Genomic DNA, 24,802 nt, shown 5'->3' with positions numbered 1-24,802 from the left:
TTCACCCGTCGAGCCTCTGAAGGCTTGTTGAAAAGCGTTGCCAGTTGCGGATGTAATTGGCAGCCGATTTCCGCAAGCCCGCGACAGCGTCATCGTCGAGTATACGGATGGCTTTCGCGGGTGCTCCTACGATTAGTGAGTTATCGGGGAAAACCTTGCCTTCCGTCACGAGCGCGTTGGCGCCGACGAGGCAGTTATTGCCGATGACCGCACCGTTCAAAACAGTTGCGCCCATGCCGATCAGGCTGTTGTCGCCGATGGTGCATCCGTGCACGATCGCCCGGTGGCCGATTGTGCAGCCTGTCCCGATGGTCACGGGAAAGCCCGGGTCCACATGCACGACCGCACCTTCCTGGATGTTGCTGCACGCTCCAACCGTAATCGGTTCGTTGTCGCCTCTCAGGACTGCTCCAAACCAGATGCCGATATCCTCACCCAGCCGGACATTGCCGATGACATGCGCATCGGGTGCTATCCAGTAGCGTCCTTTGCTGGGTATTTCCGGCTGTTGGTCACCGAGGGCGTAGAGGGGCAAGATTTATCCTTTCCGCCCGCCCACGCGAGCGCTGGTTTCGAATCAGACGACTGAAAGCGACAGTGTCGTTATGCCGTCGATACCGCAATTGATACGGTCTCCGCGGTGGACTGCGCCGACACCGGCGGGCGTGCCGGTCAGGATGACATCGCCCGGCGCCAGAACAAAAAGGCGGGAAAGCTCGGCGATGATTTCCGGAACCTTCCAGATCATCTGATCGAGGTTGCCGTCCTGCTTGATGACGCCGTTCACATTGAGCCATATGCGCCCCGACGACGGATGACCGACCGTCTCGACCGGCAGAATGGGAGAGATCGGTGCGGAGTGTTCGAAAGCCTTGGCGATTTCCCAGGGGCGTCCCGCGGCCTTGGCCTCCGCTTGACGGTCGCGACGGGTAAAATCGATCGCCACCGCATAGCCATAAACGCAGGCCATCGCATCTTCCAAACCGATATCGGCACCACCCGCCTTCAAGGCGATTGCCATCTCGATTTCATGGTGCACGTCTTCCGAAAGAGGCGGGTAGGGGAATTTGTCGTTTCCGAACAACAGATTGTCCGGGTTCTTCTGGAAGAAGAACGGCGCCTCGCGGCTGGGATCGTGCCCCATTTCGATGGCGTGATCGGCGTAGTTCCGGCCGACGCAATAAACGCGCCTGACCGGAAAACGGTCTTCCCGATCGGCAACGGGCAACAAAACAGGCTGAGGAGGGGGGAAGACTGTAGACATGGGAATCCCGTTGGCATGAGCGATGCTGAAGGATAGCATCGCTTAGCCCGGCGGGAAAAAAAACTTCAGCCGCAGATGTAAGCTTGCAGCTGGTCGCGTGTCAGAAGCCGGCCGCCGGAGCGCGCGTTCTGTTCCGGATGGGTGTATTCGAGACTCGGGACATCCGGCAGTTCAAGTGCCTGCCTGACTGTCATGATACCGACGTCACGCCTGACGCTGCCCTTCAAGAGACTGACTTCAACAATACGGTTCAGGTTCTCCGCATGCATGATTCTCTCCCTGTTTTGTTTTTATGTTCCGCAGTAGCGGCTGCGAACTTGTTTTTTTTATGAGGCACCCTAATGGGCACGATGCCACATATATCGAATCGGAAACAGTGGTTTTCGTCTTCGCGGCGTAACAATATCAGTCAATTGCGACAGCGACGTGATGAACCGTTTGCGGATGGAACCTTTGGGCTGGGCAGTCGTTTTGAGACCAGCGAAGAAAGGAGACTGTCATGGCGAATGTACGAAATATCAGCACCGGTTTTACCGGTGAACTTGCAGACAAGGACAGCGTTTCCCAGAAGGCCAAGGATGCCGCCCGTTATGTACGCGAGGAAGCAGATGCGGTTGCCCTGACCGCAAGGCAGCACCCATCCGCAGCCGGCACGGCGGCACTGTTGATTGGCGCGACCGCGTTTCTCGCCGGTTACCTCTTGGGTTCGGCCTCATCGCCGCCGCCTCGCAGCCGGTTCTGGTAAAATGGTGCGCCGCAATCAAATACCCTTGAAATTTTGCGGTGCAGCATTATACTATCAGATGTCGTGATCATCACTCCTCCTCCCAGATGGTCACGCCTTATCGATGGCTATCCTCCTCCCAGCCGTCGGTCCAATTGGAAGCCTGCCGCACCTCCTCCCGCGGCAGGCTTTCTCGTTTCAAGTCCCCCGTTTACCACTGCCCAAGCGGAACCAAATCGGCTATCATGCGTTCGTGTGGTGGCAGAATATTTGAGGAGGTATTGATGCCGCATACCAAGTGGGAAAATCCTGTCGAGGTGCGTTCCGATAAGAACGGTCTTCTGACCGTCCAAGGCCCCTTCGACGCCCTGATATGCCTGATGGATACATGGCCGGACCTGCGCGGACCGAAATATGTCGCGGCGCGCAGCTTGTGCCGTGCTGCGCTCGATGGTCGGCGCTCTCCGGAGGAAGCACGCGAGGTCTTCATTTCCGCCGCTCGGGAGGCGAAATTTACCGCTCACTGACGCTCAGCCGTAAAGCAAGACGACGGATCCGTGCGTCTCTAGCGACGTCCGGAAGAAGAGTAGCATGCTGAAATGCGGCGGGTATCACGGCCCGCCGCTTTGCACTGATTTGGTTACCATCTCGCTTTTTCCAGCCATGGGCTGTATAGAGCGGGCATGAACACGAAGCCTGATCCCGCGTATAAAGATCAATCCGCCGCAACCGGCCGCTATTTTCAGCGACCGGTGTTTGCGATTGCCCCCATGATCGACTGGACGGATCGGCATTACAGGCAGCTGGCGCGGTTGCTGTCGTCCCACACGCTGCTTTACACGGAAATGATCGTGGCGGATGCGATCCTGCGCGGTGACCGGGAGCGGTTGCTGGGGCACGACGCGGCCGAGCGGCCGGTGGCTTTGCAACTAGGCGGCAATGATCCCGGCAAGATGGCGCAGGCGGCGCGGATCGGCGAAGAATTCGGGTATGCCGAAATCAACATGAACGTGGGCTGCCCGTCGGATCGGGTGCAGTCCGGGACGTTTGGCGCCTGCCTGATGCGAGAGCCGTCGCTGGTGGCGGACTGCGTGGCGGCGATGAAGGCGGCGGTTTCGATACCGGTGACGGTGAAGTGCCGGATCGGGGTGGATGACCAGGAGCCGGAGGTTGCCTTGCGCGATCTGGTTGGCCGGGTTTCCGCTGCGGGAACCGATGCGGTCTGGGTGCATGCGCGCAAGGCGTGGCTGCAGGGCTTGTCGCCGAAGGAGAACCGGGACATTCCGCCGCTGGACTATGGCATCGTGCATCGGCTGAAGGCGGAAAACCCCGATCTTTTCATCGGCATCAATGGCGGGCTTCAGACTTTGAGCCAGGCCCTTGAGGAGCTCAATCGGGATACCCCGCTCGATGGCGTCATGCTCGGTCGTGCCGCCTATCATGATAGCGCGATGCTGACGGGCGTGGATCAATATTTTCCGCATCCGGTGACCGGTGCGGCACCGGCGGTGCGCTCGCCTGAAGAGTTCAATGCGCAGGGGCATCTGGTCTCGCCGGACTTTTGGCTTAATGTCCGCGATGCGATGATGGCGCATGCGGCGGCGCATATCGGCCGGGGCGGGCGGCTCAACCATGTCACGCGCCACATGGTCGGGCTGTTCCAGGGGTGGCCTGGTGCCCGGCGCTACCGGCAGATCCTTTCGACCGACGCAACGCGGGCAGGGGCCGGGCCGGAGGTCATTGCCGCTGCCTTCGACACGGTGCTGACGGCGGCGGCCGAGGTGCAGGCGGCGGAATAACGCTCGGCCGTCAGTCTATCGCGGATTCGATCTCCGGGGATGATGAAGGCTACGAAAATTCAAGTCCCAGAAACGAAAAACGGCGCCCGAGGGCGCCGTTTCCGTATCCGGTATCAACCGAGGCTCCGTGCGCTTCTGCGCGTTTCCTGACGGAAAACCGCGCCGCACTTATCCTGGAAATGCTTAGGCCTGCAGGTTGACGGCCTTCGGGCCCTTGCCCATGCGATCCGGCTCGGTGTCGAAGGTGACCTGCTGGCCGTCCTTCAGGGTCTGAAGGCCAGCGGCCTGAACGGCGGAGATGTGGACGAAAACGTCCTTCGCGCCGCCTTCCGGCGTGATGAAGCCAAAACCCTTGTCCTGGTTGAAGAATTTTACGGTGCCCTTGGTGGCCATGGGAGAAGTCCTTGTTTTCCCTTAGTATTGTGTCCAGACCCCCGGAAGGGTGAGGACGTCTTAACTTTCCGCTCAACGCGAAAAGGCAGTCGAGAAGTCACGATAACGGGGAAAGAACGTCTACAGCACCTCATTCATTGTGGTGCGCCCGGATCGCGCCGGGACCATACAGCCAGTCCAGTCTCCGGGATTGAAAACGCCCGAACGGGGGAATAGGTGGCAGCTTTCCGGCGAAAAGACAAGTGAGAAAATCCAGAAAAAACACGCCGACGTTTCCCATATCCCTTAGATTTCAGTGGTTTGCTGTGTCGCTTTTGGCGGTGTCCCGTTTTTGGGCGCGCGGCGACGATACAGCGCCCGCCGCCACGCCCGCGCCTCCGGGTAAAGCCGGTCGCCCCGCGGCAGGCTGGCGGCGATGATTTCGACGGCCGCCTTGGCCTGCGCGTTGAGGCCGGCCGCTTCCTCGCCCTGGCGCAGGAACGAGCCCGGATAGAGCCACAGCGCCCATTCCCGCGCCAGATCGCGCAGGCTGCCGTAGACCGCCAGCTGTTCGCTGTCCAACTCGCGAAGGCACCAGGGGGTGTTGCCGGCATTGCGGTCGACGAAACGGCATCTGCGCCGCTGCCGACACTCGCGGCTGGCGCAGACGAGAATCGGCGTGGCCAGCATCTCGGCCGTGTGCCTCTGGATCATGCTGTCGAGCCTTTGCGAGATGCGGCTGAAATCCTTTTCCATGACGGTCCTCCTGTTTCGGACATGCGTTTTCGGCCCCGCCGTGTGCGGGTTGTGGGTCAAGCGGACGGGGCGCTGGAAAGGGCCTCGATGGAAGTGGTGGTGTGGCTCTCGCCAGCGCCCCGTTCAGTGGTTTTTGCCCGCAACTCGGATCCCTCTGCTTCCCTTTCCTGAGAAAGAGCGTTGTGTGCCGCACAGGCACGCCCGAAGCGAGAATCGGAACCGGCTTTCACCGGCCCCGCCGTCTCCGGAAGGGGACCATTTTCTGCGGACCCCGAAGGGATGGCTTTGCGTCTGCTCCATCCACCCGGCACCGGCCCCGCCTCGCCATCACGCCTGACGGCCTATCCTTGCGACGGGACGAGGCCAGTATGGCGCGGTCTTTTGGCGCGGGGATTTGCGGGGATGAGATTTATTCGGTTTGGGCGGGAGGGGGCGGCATATCCCTTCTCCCCGCGCGCGGGGAGAAGGTGCCCGACAGGGCGGATGAGGGGCGACATAAACCAATTTGCCTCTTGATTTCAGGCGTTTGCCCCTCACCTTAAAGCGAGTCGCGATCTTTCAGATTCGCTCAGACGCTTTAGGTTTTTTGTTTTACGCATGTCTTTCCGCAAAACCGCGGCACACTTTTGCGGGACATGCTTCAGCCCTCTCCCCGCAGGCGGGGAGAGGGGACGATCGCAGGTGCGGCGCCTCACTCTGCCGTCTTGAACAAATCCACGAGGCTCCAGGGATACTCGCCCTGCTGGTTGGCGATGTCGTCCACCTTCCAGCCGCCATGCTCGTAGGTCAGGGTGTAGAACAGCGTGTGGCGGCCGAAATTGTCGAAGGAGACTTCGACCTCGGCCGTCCTGTCGAGGATGATCGGCGCGCCGATTTCGACATTGCTCGCCTCGCCATCCTGACCGTCGATGACGGGATCGAAATCGATGGCGCCGACCTCGCCCTCCGGCGTGTTGTTCCAGTCGTCGGTGAACATCTGGTTCAGCGCATCGGAGAAGAAGTGCGTATAGGCCGTCGCGGCATTGGGGTCGTCGTCCAGCCCTTCGCCGCTGTAGAGCGCCTGCAGCAGGGCTTGCGGCGTCTTGTAGGGACCGGCGGCGAGGCTCGGGGTGGCGAACAGGGCGGCGAGAAGGACGAGGAGAGTAAGGCGCATGACTGGACTCGGGCTGGGGTGAGATTTGGCCGGAGATTAGCGGAGCGCGGTGGGGGTGGCTATGTGTGCGGCAGCTGCTGAAATGTTCATTTTGGGGGCTATCGCTGTGCCCTTGTCGCGCCCGGGCGATCGTATTCTCCCGTTAGCCCTTCCACTGAAGATATGAACTGAAACGCTGCGATTGGACGCTGAGTGCGATTGCAGTGGATACAACCCCAGCAATGCCCGGATGTTTGCCAGATTCGCGGCGTGCGACATTTATCAGGATGTTCTGAAGAACCGCGAAATTTGCAACGCAGGACCGTTTATCGAGGAAGATAATTGTGAGGCGTGCAAGTAACAATGTTGTATTCTGAATGATTGTAAGAAGCGCATTGTACCTGCGGCGGACGGAAGTTGCCCATCTAGGGCGTGTTATTACTTGCCTGCCGTCTGCGGAATTGACAACAATAGCGTAACTGGAGCGACGGTCTGAATTGACACCTACTCCAAGATTGATTTTGCAACTTAAAGCGGTGATAATGTTTTTAGGGGAAACAAAGAATCAGTCCAGATGTCGAAAGCTAAAAGACGAGCTACGTTTGCCACTGGCGCGGCCCTTGCAGGCTTTATTGGCGGCTTCATATTCAGCGCTTTCCTGCTCTCCGCTTTTGTGAAATGGCAGGAGCCACCTCGATTAGATTTAAATTTTGACGCCGCAACCACTATCGTTGTCGTGTTAACAGCATTGCCTTTGATGCTTACAGCTTTGGGCATAATTATTGCCGTGGTCGGTGTCTTTGGCTTCGGCATTCTGAAAACTGAGGCATTCAATGCAGCCTTCGAGCATGCCCAAGAGCAGTTGGGGGAAGATGGTGACCTCCGCCAGATCATCGAGGCGCGAGTCGATGTCATTGTGGCCCGCTCACAAGCCGGGCGTCGCTCTGTCGATGATTTCCCTAATCCGGAATCGGAGTATGGAGAATGATGCGTAATTCTCAAGAATGGGATCGGTTGCCGAGTGATATACGCAACGTGATCGCCAGTTTTCAGGACCAAGTCCCAGTTAAGATTGGCGAACTTGCTAAATATTTTGGGCTTGAGGTGAAGATATCTACGTTGGATGTAGGTATTTCTGGAATGATTTTTCCCTCTGGGAATTTATACAAAATACTTATCAATAAACATGAACCATCGTATTGACGTCGATTTACCTTGGCTCACGAATTGTCTCACTATTTTTTGCATAAGCATATGATAGGCGATGGCATAAGTGACAATGTTTTATACAGATCTCGGCTTAGTGATTCATGTGAAGCTGAAGCCAACAGATTGGCGTCCGACATATTGATGCCTGTTAATAAGATAAAAGAAATAAAGTCGGATTTAGAAGTGAATCGTATGGCTGATGCTGTTTCATTGCTTGCGACTCGATTTCAAGTTTCTGAGGACGCAATGCGTATACGTCTAGGGATGAAGTAATGTTGACGTATATTCCAATCTTATCAGTCCGTCCTGCGGAAGTTGTGGCTTTGGCTGAATTGCCTGATTTGGCGAAAGATAGGCTGGTGCCTTTGATCCTAATCAAGCCTTGGCTCGGCTCCGGTACTTTAACCCGCGGGATAGATAAGATTAGGCATGCTTTATCTTCACGTCGGTGGTTTGCTGAGCTTGATCCTGAATACGATCCACCACTCGCCGCTGAATCATACGCCGAAATTCAGAATCTGCGAAACGCTAACAATGGTTTTTCTAATTGGATCGCGTTTGTAGAGGCAGTTCACGGGGCAATTCCTGTGCTGCAGCTTAGAGGCGCTATATCTGCTGCTGTTATCTTAGAACAAGTCGATAGAGCGGCTGATTTGGGAAGAGGAGTTGGTGTTCGAATAGATCGAACTTTTGCTGATCGAGCACTTCTATCTATTCACCCCTTAATTGATGTTCTTTCTCAACGGCCTGGAGTAAACTTTACGATCATTATTGACTACGGTCAGCGTGACGCAAGGCTGTTGGTTAATGTTATACCAGCGTTGCAAGATGTAGCTTACATCAGAGAACGTCTGCCCGCTGCGACAATATCTCTGTCGTCAACGACCTTCCCTTCCGCTTTCACTGGTAACATTTCGCAAGAAATATTTGAACGTAGCTTTTTCAATGTCGTAAATTCCGAAGCTGGTGGTCTAGTATTTAGTGACCGCGGCAGCGCGCGGGCTATGGAGCAAGGTGGTGGTGGGGTGCCCCGACCTCGCATTGATCTCCCTACTCAGTCGCAATGGAATTTTTATAGAAGCGATTGCGTAAGAGATGACGGCGAGACCGACGAGGAATTCCGTGCGCGTCGAATTGAGGCTTATGGGCAAATGGCTGATCACGCTATTAGGAGCGTCGATTGGGACGAAAGCCTTAACATTTGGGGTACGCAATTGATAAAGATTACGCAATTGCGAAGCGAGTTTGGCATTACATCCCCAGCGAAATCAACCGCATGTCGCATAAATATCCACCTTACCAGGCAGTCGCTTTATGGCGCTGATTTTTCCGCTCAAGAGTTGGAGGAAGAGTGGGCTGATTGAAGGGTTTTGAATAGTGATTCAAGGTCATGTTGGTATGCCAGTCGACGTTGTTCCGCCTTTGTTCGCTTCATGTGGTTCGGGTTCAAGCTTCTGATATAGCATTCGGTAATTTCCAATCCTTCAGTTTTTCTAATTTGTTCTTGAGTGTATTTTTTTAGTAGAAATTTTTTATAGTATTCTTCTGTAGGCGTGAAGTCGCGCCTTTTCCTGATCATTGCTGGAAATATCCGTCGCTCAAGCGATTCTTTAGATATGTTCCTTCTTCGCCCCTTAAGAATGGTGATGATGCTATTGTCTTCAACTATATGAAGTCCCACGTTTTCTAATATGCAAATTTCTCTTGCAACTTGCATGTGTCTTTTTGTTGTTACTACTTCAACCCTATTGTAGCACTCTTTAAGAAATTTTATTTGTGCACTAAGTCGTGATAATTTATCTTTACTGCTTTTTATCTCTATTGCTACTAGTTCTTCTGTGGATACGTACGCTAGGTCTGCTCTCGCCTTGCTTTTATTTGAGCTAAACTCGTTTATAATTATTCCATCCGAAAATTTGTTGTATTTTTCTTCTAGCCAACTCGCGCAGGCCATTTTTATTTTCATCTCGTGGAGGTTGTTTTGGATATTCATTTTAGCTGTTCACCTAGGATATGAAATCCTACTATCATATATCTTATCGACCAGTTATTTCCCCGGCCGCCCCGTCTTGCCCTTTGTCCGCCCCTTCCGCTTCGCATCTCCCCCATCCTCATAGCTCCCTGCACCAACCTTGCCGCGTACAAGCGGGCGGGCGTCGTCGGCTCGGGTCGAGCCCGAGGATGACGGAGAGGGGGCGGCGCGTTCGGGCTGGCCTTCCAGCAGGGGTGAGAAGCGTTTGGTGGATTTGGCGGCGTCCGGCTTTTCCGGCAGGTTGCCCCTGACCGGCTTTTCGGTGCGGCCGACGGTCATTTCGTCGAGGTCGTTCTTGCGGAACAGCGGGCGGGCGGTGTCTGTGCCCGGGCCCATGTCGTCGAGCGAGGGTTTGGCGAAGTAGGAGGGGGCGGAGGTTGTGGAACCACCCCCCTCTGTCGGCTTTGCCGACATCTCCCCCTCAAGGGGGGAGATTGGACCCGTGGATGCCGTGCCTTTCTTTTTCCTGGATGAGCCTTCCATGGCTTTGGCTTCTTCCCGGGCCATGGGATCATCCATGACGGCAAGTTCGGCGGCCTTGAGGCGCTTGATCTCGTCGCGGAGGCGGGCGGCGGTTTCGAAGTCGAGGTCGGCGGCGGCGTTGCGCATCTGCTTTTCCAGCGCATCCAGATGGGCCTGCATGTTGCCGCCCACCAGCTCGTTGATGCCGCCCTTGACGCCCTTGATGCCGATATCGGCGCGGACATGGTCCTTTTCGTAGACCGAATCCAGGATATCGGAAATCTTTGCCTTCACCGATTCCGGGGTGATGCCGTGGGCCTCGTTGTAGGCCATCTGCTTTTCGCGGCGGCGGGCGGTTTCGTCCATGGCGCGCTTCATCGAGCCGGTGATCTGGTCGGCATAGAGGATGACCTTGCCGTCGACGTTTCGCGCCGCGCGGCCGATAGTCTGCACGAGGGACGTTTCCGAGCGCAGAAAACCTTCCTTGTCGGCATCAAGGATGGCGACCAAGCCGCATTCGGGGATATCGAGGCCTTCGCGCAGGAGGTTGATGCCGACGAGCACATCGAAGGCGCCGAGACGCAGGTCGCGGATGATCTCGATGCGCTCCAGCGTATCGATGTCGGAGTGCATGTAGCGCACGCGAACACCCTGCTCGTGCAGGTATTCCGTCAGGTCCTCGGCCATGCGCTTGGTGAGCACGGTGACGAGGGTGCGGTAACCGGCGGCGGCGGTTTCGCGTATTTCGCCCAGGACGTCGTCGACCTGGGTTTTTGCCGAGCGAACCTCTACCGGCGGATCGATGAGGCCCGTGGGGCGGATGACCTGTTCGGCAAAGACGCCGCCGGACTGTTCCAGCTCCCAGGCTGCCGGGGTCGCCGACACCGCGATGGTATCCGGGCGCATGGCGTCCCATTCCTCGAAGCGCAGCGGGCGGTTGTCCATGCAGGAGGGCAGGCGGAAGCCGTATTCGGCGAGCGTCGCCTTGCGTCGGAAGTCGCCTCGGTACATGCCGCCGATCTGGCTGACGGAGACGTGGCTTTCGTCGATGAACAGGAGCGCGTTGTCGGGGATGTATTCGAACAGCGTCGGCGGCGGCTCGCCGGGACGGCGTCCCGTGAGGTAGCGCGAATAATTCTCGATGCCGGCGCAGGAGCCGGTGGCCTCGAGCATCTCGATATCGTAGCGGGTGCGCTGTTCCAGCCGCTGGGCTTCCAGCAGGCGGCCGCCTTTTTCGAGCTCGGCGAGGCGCAGTTTCAGCTCTTCCTTGATCGACTTGATCGCGCCGTTCAGCGTCGGGCGGGGGGTGACGTAGTGGGAGTTTGCGTAGATTTTCACCGATTTCAGGTCGCCGGTCTTCTGGCCGGTGAGCGGGTCGAACTCGGTGATCGCGTCGATCTCGTCGCCGAACATGGAGATGCGCCAGGCGGCATCCTCCAGGTGGGCGGGGAAGATTTCGATGGTATCGCCGCGCACCCGGAAGGAGCCGCGCTGGAAATCCATGTCCCGGCGCTTGTATTGCTGGGCGACGAGATCGGCGAGCAATTGGCGCTGGTCGAGCCGGTCGCCGACCTGCATCTGGAAGGTCATGGCGGTGTAGGTCTCGACCGAGCCGATACCGTAAATGCAGGAGACCGAGGCGACGATGATGACGTCGTCGCGCTCCAAGAGCGAGCGGGTGGCGGAGTGGCGCATGCGGTCGATCTGCTCGTTGATCGAGGATTCCTTCTCGATGAAGGTATCCGAGCGCGGCACGTAGGCTTCCGGCTGGTAGTAGTCGTAGTAGGAGACGAAGTATTCGACCGCGTTGTCGGGGAAGAAGTTCTTGAACTCGGAATAGAGCTGCGCGGCAAGGGTCTTGTTCGGCGCGAGGATGACGGCGGGGCGCTGGGTGGCCTCGATCACCTTGGCCATGGTGAAGGTCTTGCCGGAGCCGGTCACGCCGAGCAGCACTTGGCTGCGCTCGCCGTTCTGCAGGCCCTCGACGAGGTCCCGGATGGCGGTCGGCTGGTCGCCGGCGGGCTCGTACTCCGATTTCATGACGATCGGCACGCCGCCTTCGGACTTGTCCGGTCGGGCGGGGCGATGCGGGGTCCAGAGCTTTCCGTCCTTGAACAGCGGGTTGCCGCTCTCGATCAGCGAGGCCAGGGCCTCCACGGTGGCGGTGACGCCGTTGCCGGAGGTCAGCTTGTCAGCGTCCTCCAGCGAGATATCGAGGCCGGAGACCGGATTGAGGCCGGCGGCGGCGCGGGTTTTCGGATCGGACGAGGCGCCGATGGAGACGCCGCGGGAGGTTTTCTGGACGGAGGTTTTCTCGGCGTGCTTGCGCGCTTCGTTCTCGACCTTCTTGCGGTGCTTGCCGGCCTTGGAGGCAACGTCGTGGCGGGTCTCGATGCTCTCGGCCTCGGCCATGCGCTGCAGCTCTTCGGCCCAATCCGAAACATTGGACGAGAGCGGCGTGCCGGTCAGGGCAGCCTGCGGGGCTTCCTCGAAACCGGTGGCGGGGCGAGCGGGTTTTTTCGGCGCTTTTGACATCAGGGGAATATGGAGAGAGTCCGGCCATAAGAAAAGGGGGAATGAGTACAAAAAGGCAACGAAATCCGACGTCGCCGGATATTCCGGAGGTTGGGTCGCAGATTGCAAAATCGGCGGGAAACGCCGGAACTTTCGAGGCGAAAGCGCCGTTTTCCGAACCGCCACGCGGGCGCATCCATTTCGACCCCGCGGCGGCAGTTTTCGACAGGCCCTTCACCGACAAAGATCAGCGAGATCGGAGCGCAGCATGCAGACTTCCCAGGGTATGGTCGCGGCTGCGCCGCCGGCCGCGGTTCCAGTTGGCGGGACGATCGCCGCGCTGGCGGCGCTGAATTTCTTTCTGGCTGACGCCCGCGACGGTCTGGGGCCGTTTCTCGACGCCTATCTCGCGACCAACGGCTGGTCGCCGTTTTCCCTTGGCATGATCGCGACCTTCGGCGGCGTGCTGGGCATGATCGCCACGCCGCTTTTCGGAGCGCTTGTCGACGGCACGCCCTATAAACGGTTTCTGGTGATCGCGCCGGTCCTGCTCGTGACCGCGCTGGCATTGTGGACGCTGGCGACGCCCACCGTCGCCGTCGTGATCGGCGGACAGACGGTGACGGCCATCGTCGGGGCCGTGATCGGTCCCGCAATGATGGGGCTGACGCTGGGGCTCGTCGGCGAGGCGGCCTTTCCGGGGCAGGTCTCGCGCAACGAATTCTGGAACCATGCCGGCAATGTCGTCTCGCTGGTCGGCGTCTATGTCGCCACCGCGCTGTACGGCATGAACGGCATCATTGCGCTGATGATCGTGACCGCAATCGGGGCGGTCGTCGCCACATTGCTGATCGACCCCGCGAAGATCGATCACAAGGTTGCGCGCGGGCTGGCGTCGGACGAGGGAGAGCTCGGTCCCTCCGGCTACTCGGTGCTGCTGTCGAAACCCGGCCTGCTGGTGCTGGCGGTGGTGATGCTGGTGTTCCATTTCGGCAATGCGCCCGTCAGCCGGCTGGTCGCCCAGCAGTTTTCGGTAGAGCTTGGCACGCCGTTCCGCACGACGGCGCTGATCACCGGCGTCGCGCAAATGACGATGATTGCCGCCGCCGTCGCGGCGCCGTGGCTTATCCGACGCTTCGGGCTGGCGTCCGTGTTCATCGTCGCGCTTTGCGCCCTGCCGCTGCGCGGCGCAATCGCCGGTACGGTGAGCGATTTCTGGATGATTTACCCCGTACAGATCCTCGACGGGCTTGGCGCCGGGCTGATCGGTATCGCCACGCCGATTGCGGCCGAGCGCATCCTCTCGGGATCCGGTCGTTTCAATGTCGGTTTGGCTGCCGTGATGACGGTGCAGGGCATCGGCGCATCCTTCAGCAACATCGTCGCGGGCTGGCTGGTGGAGATCGGCGGTTTCGCGCTTGCCTACTGGGTTCACGGCGGCGTGGCGGTCGGTGCTCTGCTGCTTTTCCTCTTCTGGCGCCGAAGCGTCGCGCCGGCCTCCGACTGATCTGAGAGCGCAGAGGAAGATCGGGTGCTGCGGCCGGTTTCATGCTATGGTGTTCTGCCGATGGGGGGCAGAGCCTATGGCCAGGGCATTCGACGAGGCGAGCATCATGCCGGATGCGGCGACGATGGAGAAAATCCATGTCGCCATCGACGAATACAATGGCCAGCGACCGGCGGTCCTGCAGGAGATGGAGCGGCGGCGCTTGCCGACGATGGTGCCGTTCGGGGTGATCTGCGCGCTGGTGCTCGGCGTGGTGGTGGCGCGCTTCCAGGAACCGCGCTTCATCGGTTTCGTCATCGGTGTCATGTGCCTCGTGGGCTACTTTCTCTGGAAGGAAGCCAACCGGCCTATGGCGCAGTTCCGCCAGACCCTGCGCGACCGGATGCTGCCGGTGATCTTTGGTTTTGCCGGGCAGATTCGCTACCGCAACGGCACCGAGCCGAAATTCATGAAGCTGCTGCCGAAGCCGGGGTTGATCCGCTACAACGGCGCCCATTACGACGATCTCGTTTCCGGCGTCTATCAGGGCATGGATTTCACCCTGTGCGAGGTGCGGCTGACGACGGGCGGAAAACACGAGCGGGACGTGTTCAAGGGCGTGATCGTCTATTTCAATCCACCGCATGCCTTTGCCGGCCGGCTGTTTGCCGCCAAGCGGCTTTACGGGTTCAAGGGCTTTGTCGACGATCTGTTCGGGGATCGCAGTCTCGAAAATATCCGTAGCGGTTTCGGTGAGCTGGATGCAAGCTACGATTTTCGCACCGATCATCCCGAACGGGCGACGCCGCTTGTGGTTGGCCCGATCGCGCAGGCGCTGAACTATCTGGCCGAGGCGTGGCCGGACGACATCGTCAGGCTGGCGCTAATGGGCGGCGATGCCTTCCTTCTGGTGCCGACAAAGAGAAACTTCTTCGAGCTGCCCGGCCCGCGCGAGGATATCGACTGGCAGCGCCATGTGCGGCCTATGATCCGCGATCTCATGACATTGCTGGCGGTGGCGCAGCTGGTCTGCCGGATCAACGTGCCGCAGCCGATCGAGGCGCGGCACCGGCCGCAAGACTAGGCCAATGCCATTCAGCCCATGCTGTTCTGAAAACGGCGCTTCCCCGCGCTTCCGGTGCTCACGTACCTGAAGTACGCAGCGCTCCGGGTCGCGGAAAATCATCATTTTCGCCACGGCCTGAGCTGAATGTGGATTGGTCCTAGGCCCGGCAAAGAAGCGGGTGCTTGACTTCCTCGACGACCGATTTAACCCCGGCAGGAAACCCTCATTGTCAAAGGATTCGCGCCGTGCCCTTTACCCTCAACGCCGCCGCCGTCTGGCCGATCGTGCTCCTGCTGCTGTCCAACGTCTTCATGACCTTCGCGTGGTACGGACATCTGAAGTACACGTCTTCGCCGCTCTACATCGCCATTCTCGGCAGTTGGGGCATTGCATTCTTCGAATACTGCCTCGCCGTCCCCGCCAATCGCATCGGCCATACGGTCTATTCGGCAGCCCAGCTGAAGACGATGCAGGAGGTGATCACGCTTCTGGTTTTCGCGGGCTTCTCGGTGTTCTGGCTTAAGGAATCGCTCACCTGGAACCACGCGATCGGCTTCTGCCTGATTGCCGGTGGCGCTGCTTTTGTCTTCAAGGGGTAGAGCGTTCAGGACAGGTCCGGGCAAGGCTTTGATTACAAATTGTCCATGTCTTTATCCTGCCCCGTTTACGCCTTGAGAAGCGTTATATCCTTCCGGGACCGGAACCGGAGAAACAGATGAGCCTTTCCCTGTCGACCATGGCAATGCTGCGTTACGGCTATGGTTTTCGGCCGGGCGAGAAGCCGGCGGAAACCGCCGACGACCTCATCGCGCAGATTGCTGTCGGCACGGCGCAGTCACCGCTCTCTCCCCTAGGCGGGGTTGCCGAACGGCGACGCCGCATCATCGAGACGGAAGCGATGCTGCGCAAGGCGCGCAGGACCGCTTCCAAGGACGAGGTGAGCACACTGCAGGCCAAGGTGCGGCGCGCTTCCCTGCGGATGTGGGTGCAGGACAGCGCGGCGCGCTTCGTTCAGACCGTGACCTCGCCTTTGGGATTTTATGAGCGGCTGGTGTTCTTCTGGAGCGATCATTTCAGTGTCAGCGCCAACAAGAACAACCTGCTTCGGCAGCTCGTCATGGTCTACGAAGCAGAGGCGATCCGGCCGAATGTCGGCGGGCCGTTTGCGGAACTGTTGCGCGCGGCGATCCAGCATCCGGCCATGCTCCGCTATCTCGACCAGTCTGTTTCCTATGGCCCGACGTCGCCGGTCGGCGTTAAAAAGAAGAAGGGGCTGAACGAAAATCTGGCGCGCGAGCTGCTGGAGCTTCATACCCTTGGCGCCAACAGCGGTTATACCCAGACGGATGTGCGAAATGCCGCGCTTGTGCTGACCGGCACGGTGATCAGCCAGAAGCGCATGGAAATGGACTTCAGCTCGAAATTTGCCGAGCCCGGCACCCATGAGGTTCTTGGTGTCGCGTACGGCGACGACGGTCGCGGGCCCGGCGACATGCTCCAGCTCATCCAAAACCTCGCACGGCATCCGAAGACGGCAGACCATATCTGTCGGAAGCTCGTTGTTCATTTCATCAGCGACGATCCGCCAAGCGATCTCGTTCAGGCGATGACCGATACATGGCAACGTACCGAGGGTGATCTCACCGCGGTCTATTCGACGATGCTTGCCCATCCCGCGGCGTGGCGGAACGAAGGCACCAAGGCCCGGCAGCCCTTTGACTTCATGATCGCAGGACTGCGCGCCCTGGACGGAAACGGCGACGTGGAGCGCTTTTTCCTGTCGATGACCGGTCCTTCGACATTTTCCTTCGAAGGCGAAGACGGTGCTGTGCGGCGCAGCCGGTACAGGGCCGGCCGCATGCTGGGGTCGCTGGCGTTGAAGCGCATGGGGCAGCCTCTCTGGCAGCCTCCCAGTCCGGCAGGTTTCGAAGAAGGTTTTTCCGCATGGGTCACCGGGGGGCAGCTTGCGGAGCGTCTTTCCTGGGCGCGGACGGCGGTGGCACGGTTCGGCACCGACCGGGATCCGCGGGAATTTCTGAAGGCTACACTGGCGGACGCCGCCCGCGACGACACGATCCGCGTGGTCTCGCAGGCGCCCGATCAGGCGACGGGCATGATGCTGGTGCTGGCGTCGCCCGAGTTCAATCGCCGCTGAGGCCGATTGCGCCTTATGGGGCGCGATCGGAGCCAGCGCTTATTTTCGCATGTACCTGGAGGCTGTGATGGCCGATACCTTGATTTCCCGCCGCTCTTTTCTTGCATCCGCCTGTTGTGCGGCGGCGGCTCCGGTGTTTACGCCGGTGAGCCTCATGGCCATGCCCGGCGAGCGCCGATTCGTGACGATCGTGCTGCGCGGAGCGATGGACGGGTTGGATCTGCTCCAGCCTTACGACGATCCCGCGTTCGCCAAACTGCGTCCGAAGCTGGCGTTGACGCCAGACAAGGGGCTGTTCGACCTGGACGGGCGGTTTGGCCTTCACCCGGCGGCGGCTGATCTGATGCCGCTGTGGAAGGCGCGGGATATCGCCTTCGTGCATTCCGTCTCCACACCCTACCGGGACCAGCGAAGCCATTTCGACGGTCAGGACATTCTGGAAAGCGGCGGCGGCCATGTCCGCGAACAGCAGAGCGGATGGCTGAACCGGACGTTGGCGGCCATTCCCCGCACCGCCTCCCGCCGAGCGATCGACATCAATACGTCTACCGAACTGATCCTCTCCGGTTCCGAGGCGGTGGATGTCTGGTCGGCCGATTCCAATTTCGGCTCCATGCGCGAGGAAGCGGATTTTCTTGCACGCCTCTATCAGAACGATTCGGATTTCGCAGCCGCCCTGGCGGAAGCGACCCGGGCCGACGGAAAGGCCTCCCGGGGTATGGTCGATGCCGAAAAGAGAACCACGGCAGCGGATGTCGCGCGTGTCGCTGCACAGATGTTGAAAGCGGACTATCGCGTCGCGAGCTTCTCGATCACGGGCTGGGACACGCATGTCGGTCAGATTCAAGGCTTCGCCCGACCGGCGAAGGAACTGGCATCGGCGATCATCGCGCTGAAATCGGGGCTGGGGCCGGAGATATGGAACCAGACTATCGTTCTGGCTATGACGGAGTTTGGCCGCACCGTGAGGCAGAACGGTTCAGGCGGGACCGATCACGGAACCGGTGGCGTTGCCCTGGTCGCCGGCGGCGATATACGAGGCGGGCGGGTGCTGGGGCGCTGGTCCGGTCTTTCCGACGACAAACTGCTCGACCAGCGGGACCTGATGCCCACCGGCGATATCCGCGAACTGGCGGCCGCAATGATCTCGCGGCAATTCGATATCACGCCGGATAAGCTGACGAACACGGTGTTTCCCGGGCTGAGCTTCGACCGATCCTCGGATTACCTTCGGCTGCTTTAGAGCCTCTANAGCATCGCAACGACGCCAGAGACCAGTCCAATGCCACCTCCGGTCGGCTTCTCGGGCTTTCCGGCGGCGTCGAGGCCCTTGACCGATGCGCAAGCATCGCTCTGCGGACCTCTCCTAGCCGGAAAACCCGATCGAGCCGATCCTATAGGTTCCTATCATCGATCCTTGGTATAAGATCAACTCTCCGGCGGCACCGGCGTTGGACTGCCTTGGCCATCCAGCGCCACCATCACGAAGACGGCGTCGGTGACCTTGTCCATGCGATCCGAGAGGTAGCGCTGCGCCCAGACCTCGACATTCAGCGTGATGGAGGTGCGACCGACCTTGACGATATCCGTATAGATGCAGAGCGTATCGCCGATCTTGACCGGCAGGGCGAAGGCCATTTCCTTGACGGCGGCGGTGACAACACGGCCACGCGCCCGCTCGGCCGCGCGAATGCCGCAGGACAAGTCCATTTGTGCCATGACCCATCCGCCGAAGATGTCGCCGGCGGCGTTGGCATCGCCCGGCATTGCGAGGGTCCTGAGGGTCAGTTCGCCCTTCGGCTTGGTCATGCAAGTCTCCGTTTCCGCTTTTCGGCGACGCTACAGCGTGTCGCAATCTTTCGGATTACTCGTCCGCTTCAGGTTTTTGTTTTTACGCATGTCTTTGCGCAAAACCGCGGCACAGTTTTGCGAGACATGCTTAGCCCATGCCCTGCGCTGACGCCAGACGGCGATACGAAACGCGGAAAGGGGGCTTTGCGTGGTTAACGCGCGGTAAAGAATATATTCCAATTTGTAGCAAGTTGTTTGTTAGGAAGTTTGAAAATAGCTGGCGGTATCATGCCCCCAAAGAGGTAGGGGATTTCCACGCATGAAGAACTTTCGGATTTCGGTGCGGCTATACGCATTGGTCGGACTAGCATTGCTCGCCATGGCCGGCGCCATGACTTACGAGCTGTTCGAAGCGCAGGACAAGCTTGTGGCCGAGCGCAAGGCTATGCTTGCTTCGATGAACGACAATGCCGTCACCGTCTTTGCCGCCTATCACAAGCTCGAAGAGGCCGGCACGCTGACGAAGGAGGAGGCTCAGAAGCGGTCCATCGAGGCCATCGGCGCCATGCGCTACCAGGACAGCGGCTACTTCTGGATCAACGACATGCACCCGACGATGGTGATGCATCCGGTGAAGCCGGAACTGAACGGCAAGGACCTGACGGCAAACAAGGATCCGAACGGAAAGCATCTCTTCGTCGAGTTCGTGAAAACCGTGCAGGCTTCCGGCAAGGGTTTCGTCGACTACTACTGGCCGAAGCCGGGCGCTGACGAGCCGGTGCTGAAATATTCCCATGTCGCGGGCTTTGCACCCTGGGGCTGGGTCGTGGGCACAGGCGTCTATGCGGACGATCTTGCCGCCATGTTCCGCGAGCGTCTGATCACGATCATTGGCATTTGCGGCGTGGCCGCCGTGCTGATCCTGCTTGCGGCCTTCGGCATCGTGCGCAGCGTCGTCAAGCCGGTGGAGCGGCTGAAGGCTGCGATGTGCGATGTTGCAGACGAGAAGGTCGAGAACGAAATTCCGGAAACGAACCGGCGTGACGAGATCGGCCAGATGGCGGCCGTGCTGGTGGAACTGCGCAACTCCGTGCGGGAACGCATTGAGCTGCGTGAGCGCGAAATCGAGCAGCAGGCGCAGCTGGACGGCGAACGCCGCGGCAACGAGCAGCGCACGCGCGCCAGCGCCGAAAGTCAGGCTGATGCAATGGCAACCGTCGGCGGCGCGCTGGAGAAGCTGGCGAGCGGCGACCTGACGGCCGAGATCGGCCGCATCTCGCCGGAATACGGCAAGCTGCGCGACGACTTCAACACGGCGGTTGCCGCTCTTCGCGACGTCATCGGCTCGATTGCCCGCTCGACGGATGTGGTGAACGGCAGCGCTGGCGATATTTCGCAAGCCGCCAACAACCTGTCGCGGCGCACTGAGCAGCAGGCGGCGGCGCTCGAGGAGACCGCGGCGGCGCTCGACGAGATTACCTCGACCGTCAAGAGCGCCTCCGAGCGGGCGGCCGAAGCACGTGAAATGGTTTCCGAAACCAAGTCCAGTGCCGCCAAATCCGGCGATATCGTTCGCAACGCGATCACGGCCATGGGGCGGATCGAGGGCTCTTCCAGCCAGATCGGCCAGATCATCGGCGTGATCGACGAGATCGCCTTCCAGACCAACCTGCTGGCGCTGAACGCCGGTGTGGAAGCGGCGCGGGCGGGCGAGGCGGGTCGCGGCTTTGCCGTCGTCGCACAGGAGGTTCGCGAGCTTGCCCAGCGTTCTGCCAATGCCGCCAAGGAGATCAAGACGCTGATCAGCACCTCGGCCGGCGAGGTGCAGACGGGCGTGTCCCTGGTCAAGGCCACGGGCGAAGCCCTGGTCGAGATCGAAGCCTTGGTGAACCGCGTCAACGACCATGTGGCGTCCATCGCCACGGCGGCGCGCGAGCAGGCGACGGGCCTGCAGGAAGTCAACACCGCCGTCAATTCCATGGACCAGATGACCCAGCAGAACGCGGCGATGGTCGAGGAGACGACGGCTGCCAGCCAGACGCTGGCCCAGGAGAGCCAGGAGCTGAAGCATCTGCTGCAGCGTTTCCGGCTTGGCCAGTCCGCCGGCCGCGAGAGCTACGGCCGGGCTGCCTGACCCATCTGCAGCCGGAATATCAGAGGCCCGCGCCGGATGGCGCGGGCCTCTGTCATTACATGTGGCCGCCGCCCGCTTCGAGCGCGGCGGTATCGTCGCCGGGATGGGTGAAGAGCTTGCCCTTTTCCGCCCAGAGCACGGCGAGGATCGTGACGAAGCCGAAGGCTGCGAAGCCGGCGAAAATCGGCTGGACCGTGCCGTTGAACATCTGACCGACCGCACCACCGATCAACGCGCCGCCCGTCGTCGAGACGAAGCCCGTGACGGCGGTTGCCGTGCCGGCGAGATGGCCCATGGGCTCGAGGCTGATGGCGGTGAAGTTCGTGGCGATGACCGCGAAGAACATCAGCAGGATCGAAAACAGGATGTACGAGACCATGAAGTCCGGCTTGCCGTTCAAGGCCAGCACGAGGCCGAACACGGACAGAGCGGTGAACAGGATCATCGAGACATGCGAGATACGGCGCATGCCGAAGCTGCGGACGAAATAGCCGTTGGCGAAATTGGCAACGGCGATGCCGCCGGCGGTACCGGCAAAGGCGATCGGCAGCCAGTCGCCGAGGCCATAGACTTCACCGAAAATCTGCTGGACGGTGACGATATAGGCGCAGATGACGGCGGTGAACAACGTCAGGCCAATCATGTAGCCGCAGGTGATGCGGTTGGTGAGAACGGTGGCAAAGCCGGAGAGGACGGCGCTAACCGAAAGCGGCAGACGTTCTTCGACGGGAAGCGATTCCTTCATGCGCAGCATCGCCCAGACGCACAGAATGCCGACGGCGCAGCCCAGCAGGATGAAGATCCAGTGCCAGTTGGCATAGAGAACGATGGCCTGACCGATGGAGGGGGCGACGATTGGGATGATCATGAAGACGATCATCACATAGGACATGACGCGCGCCATTTCGCGGCCGCCGAAGCAGTCGCGCACGATCGCCATAGTGGTGATGCGCACCGCGGCCGCACCGATACCCTGCACAAAGCGCAGCAAAAGCAGCATTTCGAAACTCTGGGTCATCGCCGCGCCAAACATCGTCAAGGCGAAGAAGCCGAGGCCGAGGATCAGGATGTTGCGGCGGCCGAACGTGTCGGAGAGGCTGCCGAAAATGATCTGCGAACAGCCGAAGCCGAGGAAAAAGACGGCGATGACGAGCTGGGTGTCGTTGGCATTGGCGACATTCAGCGACTGGCCGATGCTCGGCAGCGCCGGCAGCATGATGTCGATGGCGAGCGCAACGCTTGCCGTCATCAGCGCGATGGTGATGACGAACTCGAAGAAGCCGAGATTGATGCGGGCGGCGCCTGTGGGCGCTTCGCTGGGAGCGGTGGTTGTGGTGGTCATGACAAAACCTGTGTCGTCTTGGGAGGGACGGAATTTCGGATCAGTGTGTCGGGGTATGCGGCTGGAAAAGCTTTCCCTTCTCCGCGATCAGCACGAAGACGAAGCCGATGACGGCAACGGCGAAAAAGCCGAAGGCAAGCGGCCGCACGGTTCCATCGAAGGCCTGGCCGATGGCCGCGCCGATGAGACTGCCGACGATCGTCTGGGTGAAGCCCAGGACCGACGAGGCCGTACCGGCGACGCGACCGAGCGGCTCCATCGCCATGGCGTTGAAATTGGCGCCGATCAGGCCGAACTGGAACATGGCGCAGGCGTAGATGACGACGAACAGCCAGAAGGGGAGGGGCATGATCGATGCGGCGGCGATCCACACGAAGCTCGCGAGCGTGAAGCCGACGAGGGCCGAGTGGGAGAGCCGGCGCATGCCGTAGCGATTGACCAATTTCGAGTTGGCGAAAGAGGCGACGGCCATCAGGCCGGCGAAACCGGCAAAGGCCAGCGGGAACCAGACGCCGAGATCATAAACACCCACGAGAATTTGCTGGGCCGAGTTGATGAAGCCGAACAGTCCGCCGAAGATGAAGGACATCGCCAGCGTGTAGAACAGAGCCGTCCGGTTTGTGAGGACGATCCGGAAGCCCTCAATGATCGCCGTCGGCGTAAAGGGGCGGCGATGGTCATCCGGCAGGGTTTCCGGCAGTTTGACGATGACCAGCGTCGCGACGAAAACCGCGAAGATGCAGATGGCGACGAAGATCATGTGCCATTCCGCAAAGATCATGATCAGCTGGCCGACGCTGGGCGCGATAACCGGCACGATCATGAAGACCATCATCACCAGCGACATGACCTCTGCCATCATGCGGCCGCCGTAGACGTCGCGGACAACCGAGACCGAAATCACACGCGTCGCGGCGGCGCCGATGCCCTGGACGAAACGCAGGGCAAGCAAACCCGCAAACGTCGGCACGAAGACGATTGCCAGCGCGCAAAGCGCGTAGATGCCGAGTCCCGCCAGAAGCGGGATCTTGCGGCCGAATCGATCCGACAACGGACCGAAGAAAAGCTGCGCGAGGCCCATGCCCAGCAGATAGGACGTGATGACGAACTGGCGCTGGTTCTCATCGCTCACGCCGAGGCTCGCACCGATCTCCTGCAAGCCGGGCAACATGATGTCGATCGAGATCGCATTGATCGCCATCAGCATCGCCATCAGCGCAATGAACTGGGATTTGGGAAGAGCGGGCAAGACTGCCGTTTCAGACATAGTGGTCGTCATTGCGGATTCCTGACGCGGCGGATGGCCGATGCAATACGAAGGCGCCACGCTGCCGAGGGCATGCCGGGACGTCAAAACTTGAAACGCGCAAATTCGAAAGCGCTTTCAAAGATGAATATTATAAACGCCGCGGGCTGAGGCGTCCGACGGCAGGAGGTTTGGAGCAGCCTTCGAAGAAAGCTGACAGGTGGCGCGATAACGCGCAATCATCACCGAATGATGACACCAGGATCATTCATTCGCGTCGGAAATGCTGAACACGACCCGAAAGTCATACGGTTCGGAGAGAGAAAGGCGCGGGCGCCTTCCTCGATCTCGCTACACCATGCCTCAGGCAGCGCCCTTGACGGAAATGCCGTTTTCTTCGAGGTGCGACTGAAGTTCGCCCGCCTGGAACATCTCGCGGATAATATCGCAGCCGCCGACAAACTCGCCCTTGATGTAGAGCTGCGGGATCGTCGGCCAGTTGGAATAATCCTTGATGCCCTGACGGATTTCGGCGTCCGCGAGCACGTTGATGCCCTTATAATCCACGCCGATATAATCGAGAATCTGGACCACCTGGCCCGAGAAACCACACTGCGGGAACTGCGGGGTGCCCTTCATGAAAAGAACGACATCGTTCGTCTTCACTTCATTGTCGATGAAATCGTTAATTCCGCTCATGTCAAAATCCTTCGTTACCCGATTCAAGGTCGGGCAGGGTCGATTGCCCCTAGATAACATGCACAGGGGTCGTTTACACCCGCCTGCGCAACAAAAATTGATGGCTGTGCCTGAACAGTCACGCCGACGTGAATGATCGGTGGTTCAGGTTTTAGCTCTGCTGCGCGCAGCAGCGGTACGACGGCGGCTCACCTGCTTTTTCGCGGGCTTTGCTTTCGGCTTGGCCTTCGTCCTAGTGAATTGGCCAGACGCATTGCGCGTCTGGCGTTTCGTGCGCTTCGACGTGGTTTTGACGCCCGTCTTCTTCAGCACTTCCTTCAGGACGCTTTCGACGACGCCCGTGACCAGTTCATTGATCAGGTTCGCCATCGCGGCTTACTCGGGCGCGGAGGTTTGCAGAGCGAGTGCGTGAAGCACGCCGCCCATGTTCCCGCTCAACGCATCATAGACCATCTTGTGCTGCTGCACGCGGGTCTTGCCGCGAAAGGCCTCGGCCACCACCTCGGCGGCGTAGTGATCGCCGTCCCCGGCCAGATCCCGGATGGTGACTTTCGCACCCGGTATGCCAGCTTTGATCATGTCTTCGATATCGCCAGGGGCCATCGGCATCTTAACTACT

The 24,802-nt window shown here is 59.7% G+C and carries 27 protein-coding genes; 13 read left to right on the top strand and 14 right to left on the bottom strand.

Going from position 1 to position 24,802, the window contains the following annotated elements; genetic code table 11:
- Position 1: 1 nt before the first annotated feature.
- From BLX89_RS19625 to BLX89_RS19615, 3 genes are all read right to left on the bottom strand, one after another.
- Complete coding sequence (locus tag BLX89_RS19625) at positions 2-535, bottom strand: gamma carbonic anhydrase family protein (RefSeq protein ID WP_075292658.1); 534 nt, start codon at positions 533-535, stop codon at positions 2-4.
- Between the two features lie 42 nt (positions 536-577).
- Positions 578-1,264: a fumarylacetoacetate hydrolase family protein gene (locus BLX89_RS19620; protein WP_075292799.1), complete on the bottom strand. Its 687-nt coding sequence runs from the start codon at positions 1,262-1,264 to the stop codon at positions 578-580.
- A gap of 65 nt (positions 1,265-1,329) precedes the next feature.
- Entirely contained in the window at positions 1,330-1,536 is a 207-nt protein-coding gene (locus BLX89_RS19615) for a hypothetical protein (protein WP_083637718.1), read from the bottom strand.
- Positions 1,537-1,763: 227 nt separating this feature from the next.
- Here BLX89_RS19615 and BLX89_RS19610 point away from each other — a divergent pair, with 227 nt between their 5' ends.
- The 3 genes from BLX89_RS19610 (at position 1,764) to dusA (ending at position 3,787) form a co-directional block, all read left to right on the top strand.
- The gene (locus BLX89_RS19610; protein WP_075292656.1) at positions 1,764-2,009 is read left to right on the top strand and encodes a hypothetical protein; all 246 of its coding nucleotides are present in this window, start codon (positions 1,764-1,766) and stop codon (positions 2,007-2,009) included.
- 263 nt (positions 2,010-2,272) lie between these two features.
- Positions 2,273-2,515, top strand: coding sequence for a DUF982 domain-containing protein (locus tag BLX89_RS19605; protein WP_075292655.1), 243 nt, complete (start codon positions 2,273-2,275; stop codon positions 2,513-2,515).
- 156 nt (positions 2,516-2,671) lie between these two features.
- Positions 2,672-3,787 (top strand): tRNA dihydrouridine(20/20a) synthase DusA, encoded by a 1,116-nt coding sequence (gene dusA / locus BLX89_RS19600; RefSeq protein WP_075292654.1) that lies wholly within the window; start codon positions 2,672-2,674, stop codon positions 3,785-3,787.
- 183 nt (positions 3,788-3,970) lie between these two features.
- On the opposite strand, the gene BLX89_RS19595 is transcribed toward dusA, so the two are convergent.
- The 3 genes from BLX89_RS19595 to BLX89_RS19585 all read right to left on the bottom strand — a co-directional run bounded on the left by BLX89_RS19595 (position 3,971) and on the right by BLX89_RS19585 (position 6,068).
- Complete coding sequence (locus tag BLX89_RS19595; protein ID WP_075292653.1) at positions 3,971-4,180, bottom strand: cold-shock protein; 210 nt, start codon at positions 4,178-4,180, stop codon at positions 3,971-3,973.
- 285 nt (positions 4,181-4,465) lie between these two features.
- Entirely contained in the window at positions 4,466-4,915 is a 450-nt protein-coding gene (locus BLX89_RS24395) for a hypothetical protein (RefSeq protein ID WP_075292652.1), read from the bottom strand.
- A gap of 691 nt (positions 4,916-5,606) precedes the next feature.
- The gene (locus BLX89_RS19585; protein WP_075292651.1) at positions 5,607-6,068 is read right to left on the bottom strand and encodes a DUF3828 domain-containing protein; all 462 of its coding nucleotides are present in this window, start codon (positions 6,066-6,068) and stop codon (positions 5,607-5,609) included.
- A 553-nt stretch (positions 6,069-6,621) separates the two neighbouring features.
- Here BLX89_RS19585 and BLX89_RS19580 point away from each other — a divergent pair.
- From BLX89_RS19580 to BLX89_RS19570, 4 genes are read left to right on the top strand one after another with little or no spacing between them, the layout of a single operon-like run.
- Positions 6,622-7,035 carry a hypothetical protein gene (locus tag BLX89_RS19580; protein ID WP_075292650.1) on the top strand — a complete coding sequence of 138 codons (414 nt, stop codon included), beginning with the start codon at positions 6,622-6,624 and terminating at the stop codon, positions 7,033-7,035.
- Complete coding sequence (locus tag BLX89_RS23965; RefSeq protein ID WP_143523691.1) at positions 7,032-7,250, top strand: hypothetical protein; 219 nt, start codon at positions 7,032-7,034, stop codon at positions 7,248-7,250. The genes BLX89_RS19580 and BLX89_RS23965 overlap by 4 nt, the downstream gene beginning before the upstream one ends.
- A 12-nt stretch (positions 7,251-7,262) precedes the next feature.
- Positions 7,263-7,529 (top strand): ImmA/IrrE family metallo-endopeptidase, encoded by a 267-nt coding sequence (locus tag BLX89_RS25490; RefSeq protein WP_083637709.1) that lies wholly within the window; start codon positions 7,263-7,265, stop codon positions 7,527-7,529.
- On the top strand, positions 7,529-8,620 hold the full coding sequence (locus BLX89_RS19570; protein ID WP_075292649.1) for a beta family protein: 1,092 nt from the start codon (positions 7,529-7,531) through the stop codon (positions 8,618-8,620). The genes BLX89_RS25490 and BLX89_RS19570 overlap by 1 nt, the downstream gene beginning before the upstream one ends.
- Here BLX89_RS19570 and BLX89_RS24390 read toward each other — a convergent pair.
- Positions 8,590-9,249, bottom strand: coding sequence for a sce7726 family protein (locus BLX89_RS24390; RefSeq protein ID WP_143523690.1), 660 nt, complete (start codon positions 9,247-9,249; stop codon positions 8,590-8,592). The genes BLX89_RS19570 and BLX89_RS24390 overlap by 31 nt on opposite strands.
- A 54-nt stretch (positions 9,250-9,303) precedes the next feature.
- Positions 9,304-12,285 carry an excinuclease ABC subunit UvrB gene (gene uvrB, locus BLX89_RS19565; RefSeq protein ID WP_075292648.1) on the bottom strand — a complete coding sequence of 994 codons (2,982 nt, stop codon included), beginning with the start codon at positions 12,283-12,285 and terminating at the stop codon, positions 9,304-9,306.
- 247 nt (positions 12,286-12,532) lie between these two features.
- Here uvrB and BLX89_RS19560 point away from each other — a divergent pair, with 247 nt between their 5' ends.
- From BLX89_RS19560 to BLX89_RS19540, 5 genes are all read left to right on the top strand, one after another.
- The gene (locus BLX89_RS19560) at positions 12,533-13,771 is read left to right on the top strand and encodes an MFS transporter (RefSeq protein ID WP_075292647.1); all 1,239 of its coding nucleotides are present in this window, start codon (positions 12,533-12,535) and stop codon (positions 13,769-13,771) included.
- Between the two features lie 76 nt (positions 13,772-13,847).
- Entirely contained in the window at positions 13,848-14,834 is a 987-nt protein-coding gene (locus BLX89_RS19555) for a hypothetical protein (RefSeq protein ID WP_075292646.1), read from the top strand.
- Positions 14,835-15,061: 227 nt separating this feature from the next.
- Positions 15,062-15,415, top strand: coding sequence for a DMT family protein (locus BLX89_RS19550; RefSeq protein ID WP_075292645.1), 354 nt, complete (start codon positions 15,062-15,064; stop codon positions 15,413-15,415).
- Positions 15,416-15,531: 116 nt separating this feature from the next.
- The gene (locus tag BLX89_RS19545) at positions 15,532-16,971 is read left to right on the top strand and encodes a DUF1800 domain-containing protein (protein WP_075292644.1); all 1,440 of its coding nucleotides are present in this window, start codon (positions 15,532-15,534) and stop codon (positions 16,969-16,971) included.
- 67 nt (positions 16,972-17,038) lie between these two features.
- Positions 17,039-18,214: a DUF1501 domain-containing protein gene (locus BLX89_RS19540; RefSeq protein WP_075292643.1), complete on the top strand. Its 1,176-nt coding sequence runs from the start codon at positions 17,039-17,041 to the stop codon at positions 18,212-18,214.
- 185 nt (positions 18,215-18,399) lie between these two features.
- Here BLX89_RS19540 and BLX89_RS19535 read toward each other — a convergent pair whose 3' ends face one another.
- Positions 18,400-18,780, bottom strand: a complete 381-nt coding sequence (locus BLX89_RS19535; protein ID WP_075292642.1) for an acyl-CoA thioesterase — start codon at positions 18,778-18,780, stop codon at positions 18,400-18,402.
- Positions 18,781-19,081: 301 nt separating this feature from the next.
- Between BLX89_RS19535 and BLX89_RS19530 the strand changes: the two genes are divergently transcribed.
- A complete protein-coding gene (locus tag BLX89_RS19530; RefSeq protein WP_075292641.1) occupies positions 19,082-20,896 on the top strand; it encodes a methyl-accepting chemotaxis protein in 1,815 nt (604 codons plus the stop codon).
- A 55-nt stretch (positions 20,897-20,951) separates the two neighbouring features.
- Here the strand turns inward: BLX89_RS19530 and BLX89_RS19525 are convergent, their stop codons facing one another.
- From BLX89_RS19525 to BLX89_RS19505, 5 genes are all read right to left on the bottom strand, one after another.
- Positions 20,952-22,238 (bottom strand): multidrug effflux MFS transporter, encoded by a 1,287-nt coding sequence (locus tag BLX89_RS19525; protein WP_075292640.1) that lies wholly within the window; start codon positions 22,236-22,238, stop codon positions 20,952-20,954.
- Positions 22,239-22,278: 40 nt separating this feature from the next.
- Complete coding sequence (locus BLX89_RS19520; RefSeq protein ID WP_075292798.1) at positions 22,279-23,517, bottom strand: multidrug effflux MFS transporter; 1,239 nt, start codon at positions 23,515-23,517, stop codon at positions 22,279-22,281.
- Between the two features lie 330 nt (positions 23,518-23,847).
- Positions 23,848-24,183: a Grx4 family monothiol glutaredoxin gene (gene grxD / locus BLX89_RS19515; protein WP_075292639.1), complete on the bottom strand. Its 336-nt coding sequence runs from the start codon at positions 24,181-24,183 to the stop codon at positions 23,848-23,850.
- A 144-nt stretch (positions 24,184-24,327) separates the two neighbouring features.
- Complete coding sequence (locus BLX89_RS19510) at positions 24,328-24,552, bottom strand: hypothetical protein (protein ID WP_075292638.1); 225 nt, start codon at positions 24,550-24,552, stop codon at positions 24,328-24,330.
- Between the two features lie 6 nt (positions 24,553-24,558).
- Positions 24,559-24,792: a BolA/IbaG family iron-sulfur metabolism protein gene (locus BLX89_RS19505; RefSeq protein ID WP_056326083.1), complete on the bottom strand. Its 234-nt coding sequence runs from the start codon at positions 24,790-24,792 to the stop codon at positions 24,559-24,561.
- Positions 24,793-24,802 lie beyond the last annotated feature (10 nt).

This window comes from Pararhizobium arenae (assembly GCF_001931685.1).
Taxonomy (GTDB): domain Bacteria; phylum Pseudomonadota; class Alphaproteobacteria; order Rhizobiales; family Rhizobiaceae; genus Pararhizobium; species Pararhizobium arenae.
The sequence above is the reverse complement of the archived record's forward strand: the minus strand, read 5'-3'. Positions and strand labels throughout refer to the sequence as shown.

Coding starts and splice junctions, on each gene's coding strand:
- BLX89_RS19620 (WP_075292799.1), bottom strand. CDS start 1,264: ATGTCTACAGTCTTCCCCCCTCCTCAGCCTGTTTTGTTGCCCGTTGCC.
- BLX89_RS19610 (WP_075292656.1), top strand. CDS start 1,764: ATGGCGAATGTACGAAATATCAGCACCGGTTTTACCGGTGAACTTGCA.
- BLX89_RS19605 (WP_075292655.1), top strand. CDS start 2,273: ATGCCGCATACCAAGTGGGAAAATCCTGTCGAGGTGCGTTCCGATAAG.
- dusA (WP_075292654.1), top strand. CDS start 2,672: ATGAACACGAAGCCTGATCCCGCGTATAAAGATCAATCCGCCGCAACC.
- BLX89_RS19595 (WP_075292653.1), bottom strand. CDS start 4,180: ATGGCCACCAAGGGCACCGTAAAATTCTTCAACCAGGACAAGGGTTTT.
- BLX89_RS24395 (WP_075292652.1), bottom strand. CDS start 4,915: ATGGAAAAGGATTTCAGCCGCATCTCGCAAAGGCTCGACAGCATGATC.
- BLX89_RS19585 (WP_075292651.1), bottom strand. CDS start 6,068: ATGCGCCTTACTCTCCTCGTCCTTCTCGCCGCCCTGTTCGCCACCCCG.
- BLX89_RS19580 (WP_075292650.1), top strand. CDS start 6,622: ATGTCGAAAGCTAAAAGACGAGCTACGTTTGCCACTGGCGCGGCCCTT.
- BLX89_RS23965 (WP_143523691.1), top strand. CDS start 7,032: ATGATGCGTAATTCTCAAGAATGGGATCGGTTGCCGAGTGATATACGC.
- BLX89_RS19570 (WP_075292649.1), top strand. CDS start 7,529: ATGTTGACGTATATTCCAATCTTATCAGTCCGTCCTGCGGAAGTTGTG.
- BLX89_RS24390 (WP_143523690.1), bottom strand. CDS start 9,249: ATGAATATCCAAAACAACCTCCACGAGATGAAAATAAAAATGGCCTGC.
- uvrB (WP_075292648.1), bottom strand. CDS start 12,285: ATGTCAAAAGCGCCGAAAAAACCCGCTCGCCCCGCCACCGGTTTCGAG.
- BLX89_RS19560 (WP_075292647.1), top strand. CDS start 12,533: ATGCAGACTTCCCAGGGTATGGTCGCGGCTGCGCCGCCGGCCGCGGTT.
- BLX89_RS19555 (WP_075292646.1), top strand. CDS start 13,848: ATGGCCAGGGCATTCGACGAGGCGAGCATCATGCCGGATGCGGCGACG.
- BLX89_RS19545 (WP_075292644.1), top strand. CDS start 15,532: ATGAGCCTTTCCCTGTCGACCATGGCAATGCTGCGTTACGGCTATGGT.
- BLX89_RS19540 (WP_075292643.1), top strand. CDS start 17,039: ATGGCCGATACCTTGATTTCCCGCCGCTCTTTTCTTGCATCCGCCTGT.
- BLX89_RS19535 (WP_075292642.1), bottom strand. CDS start 18,780: ATGACCAAGCCGAAGGGCGAACTGACCCTCAGGACCCTCGCAATGCCG.
- BLX89_RS19530 (WP_075292641.1), top strand. CDS start 19,082: ATGAAGAACTTTCGGATTTCGGTGCGGCTATACGCATTGGTCGGACTA.
- BLX89_RS19525 (WP_075292640.1), bottom strand. CDS start 22,238: ATGACCACCACAACCACCGCTCCCAGCGAAGCGCCCACAGGCGCCGCC.
- BLX89_RS19520 (WP_075292798.1), bottom strand. CDS start 23,517: ATGACGACCACTATGTCTGAAACGGCAGTCTTGCCCGCTCTTCCCAAA.
- grxD (WP_075292639.1), bottom strand. CDS start 24,183: ATGAGCGGAATTAACGATTTCATCGACAATGAAGTGAAGACGAACGAT.
- BLX89_RS19510 (WP_075292638.1), bottom strand. CDS start 24,552: ATGGCGAACCTGATCAATGAACTGGTCACGGGCGTCGTCGAAAGCGTC.
- BLX89_RS19505 (WP_056326083.1), bottom strand. CDS start 24,792: ATGCCGATGGCCCCTGGCGATATCGAAGACATGATCAAAGCTGGCATA.